This window comes from Microbacterium terrae (assembly GCF_017831975.1).
GTDB lineage: Bacteria > Actinomycetota > Actinomycetes > Actinomycetales > Microbacteriaceae > Microbacterium > Microbacterium terrae.
The window spans coordinates 1232938-1248728 of record NZ_JAFDSS010000001.1; the positions used below are offsets into that span (position 1 = coordinate 1232938).

Genomic DNA, 15791 nt, shown 5'->3' on the forward strand with positions numbered 1-15791 from the left:
CGGTTACTTCTCGATCACACCTCAGTCACGCCGGGGGGCGGCAGGCGGTTAGCGTCTCGTCACACGTCGGAAACACGGGTCGGATGCCTAGACTCGAAGGATGCGCGTCGACATCGTCACGATCTTCCCTGGATTCTTCGACGTGCTCGACGTCTCTCTCATCGGCAAGGCCCGCGACCGCGGCATCCTGTCGATGCACGTGCACGATCTGCGGGAGTGGACCCACGACCGCCACCGCACCGTCGACGACACCCCGTACGGCGGCGGTGCCGGCATGGTGATGAAGCCCGAGCCCTGGGGGGAGGCGCTCGACGCCGTGCTCGGCGAGGACGCCGTGCTCATCGTGCCCTCGCCCGCCGGCGAGCGGTTCACGCAGGCCATGGCGCGCGAACTCGCGGGCGAAAGCCAGCTGGTGTTCGCGTGCGGTCGATACGAGGGGATCGACCAGCGGGTCGTCGACCACTACTCGGCGCGCGGACGGGTGCGCCTGGTGAGCCTCGGCGACTACGTCCTCAACGGCGGCGAGGTCGCCGCGATGGCGGTGATCGAAGCGGTATCTCGACTGGTCCCCGGCGTGGTCGGCAACCCCGACAGCCTCGTCGAGGAGTCGCACGAGGACGGGCTGCTCGAATACCCCAGCTACACCAAGCCGGCCGTGTGGCGCGGCCACGAGGTGCCGCCGGTGCTGCTCAGCGGCAACCACGGCGCGATCGCCGCGTGGCGACGCGAGCAGAGCCTCGAGCGCACCCGCACCACGCGTCCCGACCTGCTCCCGGATGCCGGGTGACCGGCGCCCGAGACGCGGCGGCGATCAGGCGGGGGCCTCGGCGGGATCGAGCACATTGAGGCGGTAGCCGCGCTTGACGACCGTCTTGATGAGGTCGGGCTCGCCGATCGCCTCGCGAACGCGCGCGACGGCCATCTCGACCGCATGAGTGTTCGCGCCCGAGCGGGGGAGCGCGTCCTGCAGCCGCGTCCGCGACACCACTGCGCCCCCGGCCGCGAACAGCGCGGCGAGGATGTCTACGCCGGTCCGCGACAGGGGCACGTGCCGACCGTCGATGACGGCGCCGGTGCTGCGCAGTTCGAGCCGCCCGGCGGAGGTCGGAAGGGATGCCGCGTGTCCGCCGCCGAAGTGGGTGACGACGGCACGCACCAGGGAGCCGAGGCGCCCCCGCTCGGCGATGAGCGGCTCGATGCCCACGTCGGTGAGGGGCGCTGCGGTGATCGGACCGACCGACGCCATGAGCACGCGGTGCGTCTCGCAGCGGCGGATGATCTCGGGGAGCACGCCCTCGCGGGCAGCGGCGTCGAGCCACTCCGCCGCGCCGGGAGCCGAGGTGAAGATGACGGCGTCGACCTCGCCCTGGGCAGTGGCGATCACCGAGCGGCTCACCGCGGCGGGGTCGGGCGGCGGCCCCCAGCGATACACGGTGAGGCTGACGACGTCGGCGTGCGCCTGGGCGAAGAGCTCGTCGAGCCCGTCCGCGCCCGAGCCGTGGTGCTGGACCGCGACGCGGCGGCCGGCGACGCCTTCGGCGAGGAGGTACTCGCCGAGCTCGGTCGACGTCTCGGACTCCGCCACCCAGTCGGCGGTGAGGCCGGACTGCTGGATCGCACCGCGGGCCTTGGGGCCGCGCGCGACGATCTGCGCGCGCGAGAGCGCGTGGTGGAGGTCGTCGAGCAGCCCCGCCTCGTCGGCGGCCTCGATCCAGCCGCGGAACCCCACACCGGTCGTGGCGACGACGATCTCCGGCGGATTCGCGATCAGCTCGCGGGTCGCGGCGATGAGCGCGTCGTCGTCGATGTGCGGCACGATCGTCAAGGCCGGTGCGTGGCGGACCGTCGCGCCGTGGCGCTCGAGCGCAGCGGCGAGTTCGCCGGATCGCCGATCGACGGCGATGACGATCGTGCATCCGTCCAGTGCGGCTGACAGGACGGGGCGGTTCGGAGCTGTCACCGGGTTCGGTCACCTGTCAGTTCGGGTACGGGGAGCAGAAGGTCGGCACGGGCGACGTCGCCGATCACGACGACGGCGGGATTGGTCACACCCGCACCCCGCGCGTCGGAGACGGCGGTGGCGAGCGTGGTGCGGGTCGTGCGCTGGTCGGGCGTGTGCCCACTCTCGACGATAGCGACTGGACGGGTCGTCGGTGCGCCGGCGGCGAGTGCCGCAGCGACGATCGACGGCAGTGCTGCGACGCCCATGAGCACGACGGTGGTGACCGTGTCGTCGGCGAGGGCCGCGAGCGTCGACGAGGTCAACTCGCCCTGGCCGTTGACCACGTGCAGACCCGCCGCGGTTCCGCGATGGGTGACGGGGATGCCGGCGGACTGGGGCACCGAGACGACACTGGTGAGGCCGGGCACGACCTCGACCGCGACACCGGCGGCCAGGCACGCGGCGACTTCTTCGCCGCCGCGCCCGAAGACGAACGGGTCGCCGCCCTTGAGACGCACGACGCGCTTGCCGGCCCGCGCGTGACGCACGATGATCGCGTTGATCTCGTCCTGCGGCACAGGGTGGTGTCCGGGCCGCTTGCCCACGTCGACGACCTCGACCTCGGGGTCGAGCTCGGCCAGCACGTGCGTGGGGCCGAGGCGATCGGCGACGACGACATCGGCCTCCGCGAGGAGACGGCGTCCGCGCACGGTCATGAGGTCGGCGGGCCCGGGACCGCCGCCGACGAGGTCGACGCGACCCACCGCGGTCGCCCGACGGCGACGCAGCGGGAGGGAGCCGTCGCGCAGGAGCGCGCCGATGGCGTCGCGCAGGCGCGCGGCGCGGCGCGGGTCGACGCTCGCGTCGGAGACGACTCCGACGACCACGTCTCCGGAGCGGGTCTCGGCAGCGAGCCGCGCCGAGCCGTGAGCGCCGTCGGCCGCGTTGACGCACGGGGTCTGCCGGCGCTCGCACGCCGCGAAGACCGCGTCGTCGGTCCGCGGGTCGCCCGTGGCCGTGTGCACGAGCCACGCGCCCGTCACGTCGGCCGCGCGGAACCGCCGGCGGGTCCAGACGAGCCGGTGCTCGGCGATGAGCCGAGCGACGTCGCCGCCGACCTCGGGCGCGACGACGCGCACACGCGCCCCGTCGGCGAGGAACCGCTCGAGCCGCCGTGCGGTCACCGCCCCGCCGCCGACCATCACCACGGAGCGGCCGCTCAGCGAGAGGCCGATCATGGTCGTCATCGTGGCACGTCCCAGCGCACCAGCACATCGTCGCCGTCGACGGCGACGGGCCACACGTGCAGGCCGATTGGGTCCTTGCCCTGTGCGTCGAGGCAGACGCCGGTGCGCAGGTCGAAGACCTGCTTGTACATGGGCGAGGCCACCGTGGGCGCGTCGCCGCGCGTTCCGACGATGCCCCGTGAGATCACGTTCGCCCGGCTGTACGGGTCGAAATTCGACACCGCATGCACGCGGCCGTCGGCGCCGTCCGCGCCGCGCAGCAGGAAGAGCGCGATCTGCGTGCCGCCGAGCAGGGCGGCTCGGCCGCGCTCCACCTCGAGGTCGCCGAGCGCGCACACGCGCACCCAACCGGGTCGAACGGTCTCGGTCTCGGGCTGGTCCACGAGAGTCATCGACGCACCTCCAGGGTCGTTCCGGCGATGAGCACGCCGCCGGCGCGCTCCTCCTCGGTCGCGGGCCGCACCTGACCGCGTTCGCCGACATACGCCAGCGACGGGTCGGGAGTGTCCGGAGCGTTCACGAACGACGCGAACCGGCGGAGCTTCTCAGGGTCCTGCAGCGTCGCGGCCCATTCGTCCTCGTACGAGTCGACGTGTGCGGCCATCGCGGCGTCGAGGTCGGCGCAGATGCCGAGGCTGTCGTCGAACACGACCGCCTTCAGCGCCTCCAGCCCGCCTTCGAGGTCTTCGAACCACGGGGCGGTCCGCTGCAGCCGGTCGGCGGTGAAGATGTAGTACATCAGGAACCGGTCGATGGCCTGGAGCAGCTCGGCGTCGCTCAGTCCCTCCGCGAACAGCACGGCGTGGCGCGGGGTGAATCCGCCGTTGCCGCCGACGTACATGTTCCAGCCCGCTTCGGTCGCGATGACGCCGACGTCCTTGCCGCGCGCCTCCGCGCACTCACGGGCGCAGCCCGACACGCCCAGCTTGATCTTGTGGGGCGAGCGCAGCCCGCGGTAGCGCAGCTCGAGCTGCACGGCCATGCCGACGGAGTCCTGCACGCCGTACCGGCACCAGGTGGATCCGACGCACGACTTCACTGTGCGCAGCGACTTGCCGTACGCGTGACCCGACTCCATCCCGGCGTCGACGAGGCGCTTCCAGATCTCGGGAAGCTGCTCGAGGCGGGCTCCGAACAGGTCGATGCGCTGGCCGCCGGTGATCTTCGTGTACAGCCCGAAGTCCTGGGCCACCTGCCCGATCACGAGCAGGCCCTCGGGGGTGATCTCGCCGCCCGGGATGCGCGGGACGACGGAGTAGCTGCCGTCCTTCTGCATGTTCGCCATGACGTGGTCGTTGGTGTCCTGCAGCGTGGCGTTCTCGCCGTCGAGCACGTGGCCGCGCACGAGGGTCGAGAGGATGCTGGCGAGCGCCGGCTTGCAGATGTCGCAGCCCCGGCCCTGGCCGAACCGCTCGATGACCGAGCTGAACGTCGTGAGTCCCGAGACGCGGACCGCGTCGAACAGCTGGCGGCGCGACATGTCGAAGTGCTCGCAGATCGCGTTGCTGAGGGTCGCGCCGGCCTTCGCGAGCTCGGTGCCGACGATCTTCTTGACCATCATCACGCACGACCCGCAGGCGGCGCCGGCCTTGGTGCACGCCTTCACGGCGGCGACATCGGTGCAGCCCTCGTCGTGCACCGCGCCGCGGATGGTGCCGGCGGTCACGCTGTTGCACGAGCAGACGAGGGCGGCGTCGGGCAGGTCGCCGGTCGGCGCCTCGACGCCTCCCTCGGGCATGAGGTACGCGGCGGGGTCGCCGCCCAGGGCGCTGCCGACGAGGGGACGGAGCGAGCCGTAGGCCGATGCGTCGCCGACGAGGATGCCGCCGAGCAGCGTCTTCGCGTCGTCCGAGAGCACGAGCTTCTTGTAGACGCCCGCCACCGGGTCGGAGTAGACCACGTCGAGCGCGCCCGGCGTCTCGGCGAAGGCGTCGCCGAAGCTCGCGACATCCACGCCTGACAGCTTCAGCTTGGTCGACAGGTCGTAGCCGGGGAAGGATGCCGAGGCGTCGCCCGCCTCCGAGCCGAGGAGACGGGAGGCGGCGACCTCTGCCATGGCGTAGCCGGGGGCGACGAGGCCGACGCACATCCCGTCGAAGTTCGCGACCTCGCCGATCGCGAGGATGCGGGGGTCGGAGGTCTGGCAGCCGTCGTCGATGAGGACGCCGCCGCGCGGGTGCACGTCGAGGTCGGCCGCACGGGCCAGTTCGTCGCGCGGGCGCACGCCGACGGTGAAAACGACGACGTCGGTGCGCTCGTACGCGCCGTCGCGGAACTCGAGCCCGGCGACCTGTCCGGAGCGGTCGGGGTCGAGGCGGGTCGTGACCGTTCCGGTCTTCACGGTGATCCCGCGCGACTCGATGAGGCGGCGCAGGGAGTTGCCGGCGGGCAGATCGAGCTGCGCCGACATCAGGCGGTCGGAGGACTGCACGACGGTGCACAGGACATCGAGTCCCTGGAGCGCCCCGGCGGCTTCGAGGCCGAGGAGACCGCCGCCGATCACCGTGCCGGTGAGCGGACGGCCGAGCTCGGCGGAGCGGGCGGTGACGAAGGCGCGCAGGCTCTCGACGTCGTCGAGCGTGCGGTACACGAAGCAGCCCGGCAGTCCGAAGCCCTCGACGGCGAGGCGGGCCGCATACGAGCCGGTCGCGAGGACCAGTCGGTCGTAGCCGATGCTCAGGCCGCTGCGCGTCGTGACGCGGCGTGCGTCGCGGTCGATGCGCGCGACGGCATCGCCGCGCACGAACCGCAGGCGCTCGTCGTCGAACACGCTGCGGTCGAGGGTGAGGTCATCCGTGCTGGCGCCTCCGAAGAATCCGGTGAGGCCGACGCGGTCGTACGGGTGCCGGTCCTCCTCGCCGATGATCGTCACGCGCCACTGCTCGCCGGCGCGGCTGAGGAGGCTCTCCGCGAACCGGTGCGCGACCATGCCGGCGCCGACGACGACCACGTGGGGTCCGGGCGCGGCGGCGGTGTGCATGTCGTCACGGTACGCGGGGGTTGTTGCCGCGACGTCAGTCCCGTGTTTCGGGCTCTTGACGGAACGCCGTGTCTTCGGCGCGGGCGTGCGGGGCGTTTCCTCGGTCATGACGTCTCCTACCAGGCGCTCTGCTTCGGTTTCCCTCACGGTAGGAGCGCGGTGTTCCCGCCCGATTCGGCGCCGGTTACTCCGAGCGAACGTTTCTCTCACACGGGTTCGCGGCGCGATGTGAGATCGGATGCCGTCGCCCGCGCGGCCGGTACGGTGAGAGCGTGGCGCGCGACGCATCCGAGAATCCTGCTGTCTGGCCCGGCTCGCCGTACCCGCTCGGTGCGACCTATGACGGTGGAGGGACGAACTTCGCGCTCTATAGCGAGGTCGCCGAGCGGGTCGAGCTGTGCCTCTTCGATGACGACGGCGTGGAGTCGCGCATCGCGCTGGTCGAGGTCGACGCCTTCGTCTGGCACGCGTACATCCCGACCGTCGAACCGGGGCAGCGCTACGGCTACCGGGTGCACGGTCCCTACGACCCCGCGAACGGGCAGCGGTGCAATCCGTCGAAGCTGCTGCTCGATCCGTACGCGAAGGCCGTCGACGGCGAGATCGCCTGGGGACAGGCGGTGTACGGCTACACCTTCGGCGACCCCGACTCCCGCGACGACTCCGACTCCGCCGCCGCCATGATCACGGGCGTCGTCGTCAACCCCTACTTCGACTGGGCGGGCGACCGGCGCCCGGGCACCCCGTACGCCGAGACGCTCGTCTACGAAGCGCATGTGCGGGGCCTGACGCTGCGGCATCCGGCGGTCCCCGCGCACCTGCGAGGCACGTACAGCGCCATCGCGCATCCCGCGATCATCGAGCATCTGCACAAACTCGGGGTCACCGCGATCGAACTCATGCCGGTGCACCAGTTCGTCGACGACGACGTGCTGCAGCAGAAGGGCCTGCGCAACTACTGGGGCTACAACACGATCTCGTTCTTCGCGCCGCACAACGGCTACTCGGCGTCGGGACGCCGAGGGCAGCAGGTGCAGGAGTTCAAGGGGATGGTGAAGGCGCTCCACGCCGCCGGCATCGAGGTCATCCTCGACGTCGTGTACAACCACACCGCCGAGGGCAACGGCCTCGGCCCCACGCTCTCGATGCGCGGCATCGACAACGCCGCGTACTACAAGCTCGACGATGACGACCGGCGGCAGTACACCGACTACACCGGCACCGGGAACAGTCTCAACGTGCGCAATCCGCACGCTCTGCAGCTGGTCATGGATTCGCTCCGCTACTGGGTGCTCGAGATGCACGTCGACGGCTTCCGCTTCGACCTCGCATCCGCGCTCGCCCGCGAGTTCTACGCCGTCGACCGGCTCTCCTCGTTCTTCGAGCTCGTCCAGCAGGACCCCGTGGTCTCGCAGGTGAAGCTCATCGCCGAGCCCTGGGACGTCGGACCGGGCGGCTACCAGGTCGGCAACTTCCCCCCGCAGTGGACCGAGTGGAACGGGCGCTACCGCGACACCGTCCGCGACTTCTGGCGCGGCGAGCCCCAGGCGCTCGGCGAGTTCGCCTCACGCCTCACCGGGTCGGCCGACCTGTACGAGCACTCCGGGCGCCGGCCCGTGGCATCCGTCAACTTCGTCACCGCACACGACGGCTTCACTCTCCGAGATCTCGTCTCGTACGAGCGCAAGCACAACGAGGCGAACGGAGAGGACGGCCGGGACGGTGCCGACGACAACCGGTCGAGGAACTTCGGCGTCGAGGGTCCGACCGACGACCCGGCGATCCTCGCGCTCCGCGCGCGTCAGCAGCGCAACTTCATCGCCACCCTGCTGCTCAGTCAGGGGGTGCCGATGCTGCTGCACGGCGATGAGCTCGGGCGCACCCAGGGCGGCAACAACAACGGGTATGCGCAAGACGACGAGACGACGTGGGTGGACTGGGATGCCGCCGATCAGCCGCTGCTCGAGTTCACGGCAGCTCTGGCCCGGCTGCGACGCGATCATCCGACCTTTCGCCGGCGGCGCTTCTTCGAAGGCCGACCCGTGCGGCGGGCCGTGGGGGAGCCGGTCCAGGACATCGCCTGGCTCCGCCCCGACGGCTCGCTCATGGAGTCCGAGGACTGGGACTCGGGGTTCGGCAGGGCGATCGGCGTCTTCCTCAACGGGGCGGGCATCCGCGAGCGCGACCGGCGCGGCGAGCCCATCCGGGACCGCCACTTCATCGTGCTGTTCAACGCGGGCGACGACATCATCGACTTCCATATCCCCGTCGTGGAATACAGCCCCGACTGGGAGGTCGTCGTCGACACCGCGGGTGCGCAGGCCGACTCGGCGCCGCTCGGCCCGGGATCGACGGTTCGCCTCGAGGCGACCTCGCTGATCGTGCTGAGGGAGCACGACCCGCGCGCATCGGTCGTCGATCACTCCGTGGCGGGCGCGCTGGCGGTCCTCGCCGGCGCGCCCGCCACGACGCACGCGCCGCGGGCGGAACTGCGGGTCTGAAGCCGTTCGGCGTCAGGAGACGCCGAGCCAGGAGCGGTCGGTGAGCACGATCGGGCCGTCGGCGGTCACCGCGATGGTGTGCTCGGAGTGGGCCCCGCGCGAGCCGTCGGCCGAGCGCAGGGTCCAGCCGTCGGGGTCGGTGATCAGCTCGTCGGTGGTCTGCAGGAACCACGGCTCGAGGGCGACGACGAGACCGGCCCGGAGCGGGTAGCCGCGTGCCGGCTTGCCGTCGTTGGGCACGTGGGGGTCGCCGTGCATGATGCGGCCGACGCCGTGCCCGCCGAAGTCGGTGTTGATCGAGTACCCGTCGCCGTGGCCGACGCCGGCGATCGCATGGGAGATGTCGCCGATGCGGTTGCCGACCGTGGCCGCGGCGATCGCGGCGTCGAGCGCGCGCTCAGTGGAGTCGATCAGGGCGAGGTCCTCGTCGCGGGCCGTGCCGACGACGAACGACACCGCGGAGTCGGCGACCCAGCCGTCGATCGAGACCGCGAAGTCGAGCGAGACGAGGTCGCCGTCGCGCAGTGCGTAGTCGTGGGGGAGGCCGTGCAGCACGGCGTCGTTGACCGACGTGCAGATGACCTTGCCGAACGGGCTGGCGCCGAACGAGGGGTGGTAGTCGATGTAGCACGACTCGGCGCCCGCCTTGCGGATGAGCTCGTGCGCCCGGCGGTCGATCGAGAGCAGATTCGTCCCGATCCGGGTCTCGTCCCTCAGGGTGGCCAGGGTCTCGGCCACGAAGCGGCCGGCCGGTCGCATCGCCTCGATCTCGGCGGGCGTGCGCAGTTCGATCATCGACATTCCTCTCGTCTCGTTCATTCTCGCCGACGGTCGGAGCGTGCGCTGGGAGGTCGCCACGAAGCCACGCCGTCCGCACCCGTCGACGGGGCGACCGGCGTACCATCGACAACATGTGGCTGCGTCGTGCTCTCTTCGGCTGGCTGATCCCGTCTGCCTTCGTGCTGCCGCTGTGGCTGCTCGTCGGCTGGGGCGTCTTCAACGCCGGCGGCTGGGCGTTCCTGTGGGTGATCTTCCTCGCGATCCCCGGGGTCTTCCTGTGGCAGCTGCTGCTGACCCTCCTCGTCCGGGCGCGCGGCACGGTGCGGGCGCACCGCGCGGTGTCATGGCCGGACGCAGGAGGCTTCGTGCTCTGGCACGCGATGGTGATCTCGCTGGGCTTCTTCGTGCAGTCGTGGTGGGCGCCGATGCTCGCCCTCACGATCCTGGTCGGCATCGGCGTGTTCTGGCTGGCGCTGTGGCAGCTGTGGCGGGAGGCCCGGCCGTCGGGCCTCGTGATGCGCACGACCGAAGGCGTCGCCTACATCCCGGCCTCCGCCGAGGGGCGGGAGTCCGCGGCCGGATCGGCCGGCGCCCCCGAGGTCATCGTCCTGAGCGAGAAGCGCGCACCCACGGACTGAGCCGGTTTGGCCCGAGGTGCCTTCCATGGCAGAATGGTTCCTTGTGCCCTGACAGGTTCTGCCTCAGGGGAACCGGCCGTGCGACCTCGTGTCCACTGCCACGGGCGCACACAATCATTTTCCTTCCTTCCCGTGGTCGACCTGTGGCGGCCTCAGAGAGACACGATCATGCAGATCCTCGACGCAGTCGACGCGGCTTCGCTCCGCTCCGACATCCCCGCCTTCGGCCCCGGTGACACCGTCAAGGTGCACGTCAACATCACCGAGGGCAACCGCTCCCGCATCCAGGTCTTCCAGGGCGTCGTCATCCGCCGCCAGGGCGACAGCGTTCGCGAGACCTTCACGGTGCGCAAGATCAGCTTCCAGGTCGGTGTCGAGCGCACCTTCCCCGTGCACTCCCCGGTGATCGACCACATCGAGGTCGTCACCCGCGGTGACGTGCGTCGCGCGAAGCTCTACTACCTGCGCAACCTCCGCGGCAAGAAGGCCAAGATCAAGGAGAAGCGCGACCGCTGAGCGTCGCCTCCCTCCGAAAGCCCCGACCGATCGGTCGGGGCTTTCGTCGTCTCCGGCGGATGACGGCGACGGAATGTGGGAACCTTGAGGGGGTTCCGCCGCAGCGACGGCGAGCCCGCGAAGGGAACACGAATGACGACCGAGAAGGCGGCATCGGCCGAGCCGGCACCCACCGCCGACGGCGGCGATTCGGTGATCCACCGTCGCCGACGGGGCTGGCTCACCTTCCTGCGCGACGTGCTGGTGATCGTGCTGATCGCCGTGCTGGTCTCCTTCCTCGTCAAGACCTTCCTGGTGCGCTCGTTCTACATCCCGTCGGGATCGATGGAGGACACGCTCCTCATCAACGACCGCATCCTCGTCGATGAGATCACTCCCCGCTTCGGCGGGTACGACCACGGCGACATCGTCGTCTTCGAGGATCCGGGCGGATGGCTGCCGCCGAGCACCACGCCCGATCGTCCTCCCGTGGTCGAGGCCGTCGACTGGGCGCTGTCGCTCGTCGGACTCTCGGCACCCGACAGCGACGACCACCTCGTCAAGCGGATCATCGGACTCCCGGGCGATCACGTGGTCTGCTGCAACGCGCTCGGACAGATCACCATCAACGGCATCCCGATCGACGAGACGTCGTATGTGAAGCTGCCCGACGGCGCGTCGGCGGTGTCGGAGGACTCATTCGACGTCGTGGTGCCCGACGACCGCCTGTGGGTGCTCGGCGACAACCGCTACCGATCCAAGGATTCCCGCTACAACACCGACCAGCCCGGTGACGGGTTCGTCCCGGTCGGGAACGTCGTCGGGCGCGCGTTCCTCGTGACCTGGCCGCTCGACCGGTTCGGACTGCTCGACTTCCACCACGAGGTGTTCGCGGGCGTCCCCGATCCCGGCGCGGAGGAATCCGCGAAGTGACCGTGGTCGAGCCGAAGCTCACGCTGGAGCGTCGCCTCCTGCGCGAGCATGCGCTCGTCATCGCGTGCGACGAGGTCGGGCGCGGTGCGCTCGCGGGTCCCGTCGCCGTCGGGGCGGCGGTGGTGGATGCTCCGCGTTCGCGCAAGCGCGTCCCGCAGGGACTGCGCGACTCGAAGCTGATCCCCGAGGCACGTCGCGACGATGTCGCCGCGAGAGCTGCGATGTGGGTCGCCGCGAGTTCCGTCGGGTGGGCGAGCTCGATCGAGATCGACGAGATCGGCATCATGCGCGCGCTCGGACTCGCGACGCTGCGCGCGATCGCCGACCTGCGCACGCAGGGCGTCGTGCCCGAGGAGGCGATCATCGTGCTCGACGGCAACTACGACTACATCACTCCCGCCGGCGGCCGGGGGCTGCTCGTCCGCCCGGTGATCAAGGCCGACCGCGACTGCGCATCCGCGTCCGCCGCGTCGGTGATCGCCAAAGTCGCGCGCGACCACCTGATGGTGGGCCTGCACGACGAGCATCCCGCATACGGCTGGTCGAGCAACAAGGGCTACGCGAGCCCCGACCACCGGGCGGCCATCCGCGAGCACGGCATCAGCCGTCATCACCGGGCGTCCTGGTCGATCGCGGACGCGCCGACCCTGTTCTGAGACGTCGCGCAGGCACGCCACCCGCTGCGGCGACCGTAGGATGGAGTCATCATGGACGACGAGGTGTTCGACGACTACGACCGCGAGCTCGAACTGGCACTGTACAAGGAGTACCGCGACGTCGTGTCGCAGTTCCAGTACGTGATCGAGACCGAGCGGCGCTTCTATCTCGCCAACGAGGTGAACGTCGTCCGGAGAGACACCGAGCACGATTTCTACTTCGAGATCTCGATGACCGATGTGTGGGTCTGGGACATCTATCGCGCCGACCGGTTCGTGAAGGCCGTGCGGGTGCTGACGTTCAAGGACGTCAACGTCGAAGAGCTGCAGCGACGGGATTTCCACCTGCCCGAGGAGCTCTCGCTCGACAATTGACCCCGCCGCGAGGCGACATCCGCTCCTCCCCAGGCGCGGCCACGTCGGCTGCGGCTGACAGATGCCCCGCGGCGCCGGTGGGCTCGGTGCGCGCCGCGTCACGATCGTGGCATGGCAGACAAGGATGCGCTCGGTCGCGCAGGAGAAGATCGGGCGGCGGAGCACCTGGTGGCGTCAGGCTATCGCGTGCTCGATCGCAACTGGCGGTGCCGCGAGGGTGAGATCGACATCGTCGTGGCCGACGAGGCGAACCTCGTCGTGGTGGAGGTCAAGACCCGTCGCTCCGACGGGTTCGGGCATCCGTTCGAGGCGATCGACGTGCGAAAGCGCGCACGGCTGTGGCGCCTGGCGATCGCCTGGGTGGCCGCGCATCGGGCGGAGGCGCAGGGCCGCCGCCTGCGCATCGACGCGATCGGCCTGATCGGGCCGGAGCCCGCGCTCGCGACGGTCGAGCACCTCGTCGACATCGAGGTCCCGTGACCGTCGCACGCACGTGGGCCGTCGCGATCGTCGGCGCTCGGGGAGAGCCGGTCGAGATCGAGGCGGATCTGTCGAACCAGACGCCCGAGTTCCGCATCATCGGCCTGGCCGACAAGGCGCTGGCCGAGGCCGGTCAGCGGGTGCGCAACGCCTGCGCGAACAGCGCTCTGCCGCTGCCGCGGCGGCGCCTGACGGTCAACCTGTCACCCGCCGCCCTGCCCAAGCAGGGGTCGGGCTTCGATGTCGGAATCGCCATCGCGGCGGTGGCCACCGAGATGGAGCTGGATGCCGCGTCGCTGGCATCGACCGTGCACATCGGCGAACTCGGACTCGACGGACGACTGCGGCCGGTGCCCGGCGTCCTGCCGGCGGTGATCGCGGCCGCCCAGAGCGGGAGGACGCGCGTGATCGTGCCATGGGCCAACCGCGAGGAGGCGGCGCTCGTCGCTGGGGTCGAGGTGATCGGTGCGGTCAACCTCGCGCAGGTCGCCGCGTCGCACGGGGCGCGCATCGAGCCGGTCGTGGAGGACCCCGTCGAGCTCGATGACGAGCCGGCGGCGACGGTGACGCCGCCGGATCTCGCGGAGGTGCTCGGGCAGCGCGAAGCGGTCGACGCCCTGGTCACCGCTGCCGCGGGAGGCCACCACCTGATGATGTGCGGACCGCCCGGCGCCGGGAAGACCATGCTCGCGCGGCGTCTGCCGGGGGTGCTCCCCGATCTCGACGACGCCGCCGCGCTGGAGGTCGCTTCGATCCGAAGCCTCACCGGCTCGCGCGTCGCCGAACTCGCCCGGACGCCGCCGTTCGAGGCTCCGCACCACAGCGCGAGCATCGCGGCTCTGGTCGGCGGCGGCACCCGCACCGTGCGCCCCGGTGCGATCGCGCGTGCGTCACGGGGCGTGCTGTTCCTCGACGAAGCGGGCGAGTTCCCGGCGAGTGCGCTCGATGCGCTCCGCCAGCCGCTCGAGTCCGGCGAGATCACGATCCATCGCGCCGGGGTGACCGCCGCGTTCCCCGCGCGGTTCCAGCTGATCATGGCCACGAACCCCTGCCCGTGCGGTGACTTCGGCATCCGCGGCGGCACCTGCTCCTGCCCACCCGCGGCCATCCGGCGGTACCGATCTCGGCTGTCGGGCCCGATCCTCGATCGGATCGACATCGAGCTCACCCTCGCCCGGGTGTCGGTCGCGCACGGCACACCCGCCGCACCCGCGATGTCGACCGCGCACGCCCGGGGCATCGTCGCCGAGGCGCGGGCCCGCTCCGCGCGGCGACTCCGCGAGACGCCGTGGTCGACGAATGCGCAGGTGTCCGGCCAGTGGCTGCGGGACGGACCGTCGGCACCGCCGCCGCTCGTACGTCGGCCGTTGGATGCCGCGCTGCATCGGGGCGCGCTCACGCTCCGCGGGTACGACCGGGTTCTGCGCGTCGCGTGGTCGCTGGCCGACATCGACGGAGCCGCGCAGCTCGAGGTCTCGCACATCGGGCGCGCTCTCTACCTCAAGAAGGGAATCACCCCGTGACCGCCATCGACGTCTCAGCCGACGCAGCACGCCGGGCGCTGGGCGCCAGCGACGAGCCGGACGACGTGCTCATCGACCGCTTCGCACGCGCTGCCTGGAGCCATCTCATCGAGCCGGGCGACGGTGTGGCCGGGCGCCTCATCGCGCACCTCGGAGCCGGCGAGGCGCTGCGGCGCGCGTTGGCCGATGCCGACGTCGACGGAGCGCTCACCGCCCAGGAGTACCGAGACGGCCGCCGTCGCTGGCTGCCGCGGGCCGATGCGGCAGACGTCGCCCATGCGCTGATGGTGGCGCGGCGTCATGACATAGCGCTGCTCACCCCGCGCGACGCGAGCTGGCCTTCCCTCCTCGACGACCTCGGGCCGCATGCGCCGGTGTGCCTGTGGGTGCGCGGCGACGTGACGCGCATCGCACCGGCCCGCGCTGTCGCGATCGTCGGTGCACGGGCTGCGTCGGGCTACGGAGAGCACGTGGCGCAGGAGATGTCGGCCGATCTCGCCGGGAGCGGGGTGACGGTGGTGTCAGGCGCCGCGTACGGCATCGACGCCGCTGCCCATCGCGCGGCGCTCGCGTGCGACGGCCCCACCGTCGCAGTTCTCGCGGGCGGGGCCGACCGTGCCTATCCGGCGGGCAACACCCGCCTCATCGACACCATCGCCGCCTCCGGTGCGATCGTCAGCGAGTCGCCGCCGGGCGCGAGTCCCACCAAATGGAGGTTCTTGCAGCGCAACCGCATCATCGCGGCGGTCTCGCACGCGACAGTGGTCGTCGAGGCCGGGTGGCGAAGCGGGTCGCTGAACACGGCGAGTCACGCGCTCGCGATCGGCCGGCGCGTGGGCGCGGTGCCGGGACCGGTCACGAGCGCCGCATCGGCGGGGTGTCATCGCCTCCTGCGCACCGAGCCGGTCGACTGCATCACCTGTGCCGACGACGTGCGCGAGATGATCGGCATCGGGGGAGCGGTGCCGCTCGCGTTGCCGACTGACGGGCGACCGCCGACCGATGACCTCACGCGCATCCGCGATGCCTTGAGCGCACGCGCGTGGCGTGACCGCGACGACATCGCCCGCCGAAGTGGCCACGCGCCCGACGACGCCGCGTCCCTCCTCGGCATCCTCCTCCTCGGGGGTGAGGTGGAGAGCTCGGATGCCGGGTGGCGACTGGTGCCACGTGCGTCGGCGCGCAGTGCCTGAGGCCGGCGGCCCCGATGCGGGGGCAGGTGGCGGCCGGGCCGGTCGTGC

The 15791-nt window shown here is 71.2% G+C and carries 15 protein-coding genes; 10 read left to right on the top strand and 5 right to left on the bottom strand.

Annotated elements, in window-relative coordinates; all coding sequences use genetic code 11:
• Positions 1-100 precede the first annotated feature (100 nt).
• Positions 101-787: a tRNA (guanosine(37)-N1)-methyltransferase TrmD gene (gene trmD, locus JOD63_RS05675; RefSeq protein ID WP_045276243.1), complete on the top strand. Its 687-nt coding sequence runs from the start codon at positions 101-103 to the stop codon at positions 785-787.
• 24 nt (positions 788-811) lie between these two features.
• Here the strand turns inward: trmD and JOD63_RS05680 are convergent, their stop codons facing one another.
• From JOD63_RS05680 to nirB, 4 genes are read right to left on the bottom strand one after another with little or no spacing between them, the layout of a single operon-like run.
• Positions 812-1960 carry a uroporphyrinogen-III synthase gene (locus tag JOD63_RS05680; RefSeq protein ID WP_045276242.1) on the bottom strand — a complete coding sequence of 383 codons (1149 nt, stop codon included), beginning with the start codon at positions 1958-1960 and terminating at the stop codon, positions 812-814.
• A complete protein-coding gene (cobA, locus tag JOD63_RS05685) occupies positions 1957-3189 on the bottom strand; it encodes a uroporphyrinogen-III C-methyltransferase (RefSeq protein ID WP_045276241.1) in 1233 nt (410 codons plus the stop codon). Before cobA ends, JOD63_RS05680 begins: the two co-directional genes overlap by 4 nt.
• Positions 3186-3581 carry a nitrite reductase small subunit NirD gene (nirD, locus tag JOD63_RS05690; protein ID WP_045276240.1) on the bottom strand — a complete coding sequence of 132 codons (396 nt, stop codon included), beginning with the start codon at positions 3579-3581 and terminating at the stop codon, positions 3186-3188. The genes cobA and nirD overlap by 4 nt, the downstream gene beginning before the upstream one ends.
• Positions 3578-6169: a nitrite reductase large subunit NirB gene (gene nirB, locus JOD63_RS05695; RefSeq protein ID WP_245243877.1), complete on the bottom strand. Its 2592-nt coding sequence runs from the start codon at positions 6167-6169 to the stop codon at positions 3578-3580. Before nirB ends, nirD begins: the two co-directional genes overlap by 4 nt.
• Before the next feature lie 272 nt (positions 6170-6441).
• On the opposite strand from nirB, the gene glgX reads away from it, so the two are divergent.
• Complete coding sequence (gene glgX / locus JOD63_RS05700) at positions 6442-8670, top strand: glycogen debranching protein GlgX (RefSeq protein ID WP_045276239.1); 2229 nt, start codon at positions 6442-6444, stop codon at positions 8668-8670.
• A gap of 12 nt (positions 8671-8682) precedes the next feature.
• On the opposite strand, the gene map is transcribed toward glgX, so the two are convergent.
• Positions 8683-9465: a type I methionyl aminopeptidase gene (map, locus tag JOD63_RS05705; RefSeq protein ID WP_045276328.1), complete on the bottom strand. Its 783-nt coding sequence runs from the start codon at positions 9463-9465 to the stop codon at positions 8683-8685.
• Positions 9466-9581: 116 nt separating this feature from the next.
• On the opposite strand from map, the gene JOD63_RS05710 reads away from it, so the two are divergent.
• The 8 genes from JOD63_RS05710 (at position 9582) to dprA (ending at position 15743) form a co-directional block, all read left to right on the top strand.
• Positions 9582-10088, top strand: coding sequence for an MFS transporter permease (locus JOD63_RS05710; protein ID WP_045276238.1), 507 nt, complete (start codon positions 9582-9584; stop codon positions 10086-10088).
• Between the two features lie 168 nt (positions 10089-10256).
• Positions 10257-10604 (top strand): 50S ribosomal protein L19, encoded by a 348-nt coding sequence (gene rplS, locus JOD63_RS05715; RefSeq protein WP_045276327.1) that lies wholly within the window; start codon positions 10257-10259, stop codon positions 10602-10604.
• A gap of 132 nt (positions 10605-10736) precedes the next feature.
• Positions 10737-11516: a signal peptidase I gene (lepB, locus tag JOD63_RS05720; protein ID WP_045276237.1), complete on the top strand. Its 780-nt coding sequence runs from the start codon at positions 10737-10739 to the stop codon at positions 11514-11516.
• Entirely contained in the window at positions 11513-12172 is a 660-nt protein-coding gene (locus tag JOD63_RS05725) for a ribonuclease HII (RefSeq protein ID WP_045276236.1), read from the top strand. Before lepB ends, JOD63_RS05725 begins: the two co-directional genes overlap by 4 nt.
• A gap of 51 nt (positions 12173-12223) precedes the next feature.
• Positions 12224-12547 carry a DUF2469 family protein gene (locus JOD63_RS05730; RefSeq protein WP_045276235.1) on the top strand — a complete coding sequence of 108 codons (324 nt, stop codon included), beginning with the start codon at positions 12224-12226 and terminating at the stop codon, positions 12545-12547.
• 111 nt (positions 12548-12658) lie between these two features.
• Complete coding sequence (locus JOD63_RS05735) at positions 12659-13027, top strand: YraN family protein (RefSeq protein ID WP_045276234.1); 369 nt, start codon at positions 12659-12661, stop codon at positions 13025-13027.
• Positions 13024-14550 (top strand): YifB family Mg chelatase-like AAA ATPase, encoded by a 1527-nt coding sequence (locus tag JOD63_RS05740; RefSeq protein WP_045276233.1) that lies wholly within the window; start codon positions 13024-13026, stop codon positions 14548-14550. The genes JOD63_RS05735 and JOD63_RS05740 overlap by 4 nt, the downstream gene beginning before the upstream one ends.
• A complete protein-coding gene (gene dprA / locus JOD63_RS05745) occupies positions 14547-15743 on the top strand; it encodes a DNA-processing protein DprA (protein ID WP_052682536.1) in 1197 nt (398 codons plus the stop codon). Before JOD63_RS05740 ends, dprA begins: the two co-directional genes overlap by 4 nt.
• Positions 15744-15791: the final 48 nt, after the last annotated feature.

What these genes read in the sequence shown, in the direction of transcription:
- lepB (WP_045276237.1), top strand. Translation starts at nt 10,737, where the DNA reads ATGACGACCGAGAAGGCGGCATCGGCCGAGCCGGCACCCACCGCCGAC.
- nirD (WP_045276240.1), bottom strand. Translation starts at nt 3,581, where the DNA reads ATGACTCTCGTGGACCAGCCCGAGACCGAGACCGTTCGACCCGGTTGG.
- nirB (WP_245243877.1), bottom strand. Translation starts at nt 6,169, where the DNA reads ATGCACACCGCCGCCGCGCCCGGACCCCACGTGGTCGTCGTCGGCGCC.
- map (WP_045276328.1), bottom strand. Translation starts at nt 9,465, where the DNA reads ATGATCGAACTGCGCACGCCCGCCGAGATCGAGGCGATGCGACCGGCC.
- rplS (WP_045276327.1), top strand. Translation starts at nt 10,257, where the DNA reads ATGCAGATCCTCGACGCAGTCGACGCGGCTTCGCTCCGCTCCGACATC.
- JOD63_RS05735 (WP_045276234.1), top strand. Translation starts at nt 12,659, where the DNA reads ATGGCAGACAAGGATGCGCTCGGTCGCGCAGGAGAAGATCGGGCGGCG.
- cobA (WP_045276241.1), bottom strand. Translation starts at nt 3,189, where the DNA reads ATGACGACCATGATCGGCCTCTCGCTGAGCGGCCGCTCCGTGGTGATG.
- JOD63_RS05710 (WP_045276238.1), top strand. Translation starts at nt 9,582, where the DNA reads ATGTGGCTGCGTCGTGCTCTCTTCGGCTGGCTGATCCCGTCTGCCTTC.
- trmD (WP_045276243.1), top strand. Translation starts at nt 101, where the DNA reads ATGCGCGTCGACATCGTCACGATCTTCCCTGGATTCTTCGACGTGCTC.
- JOD63_RS05730 (WP_045276235.1), top strand. Translation starts at nt 12,224, where the DNA reads ATGGACGACGAGGTGTTCGACGACTACGACCGCGAGCTCGAACTGGCA.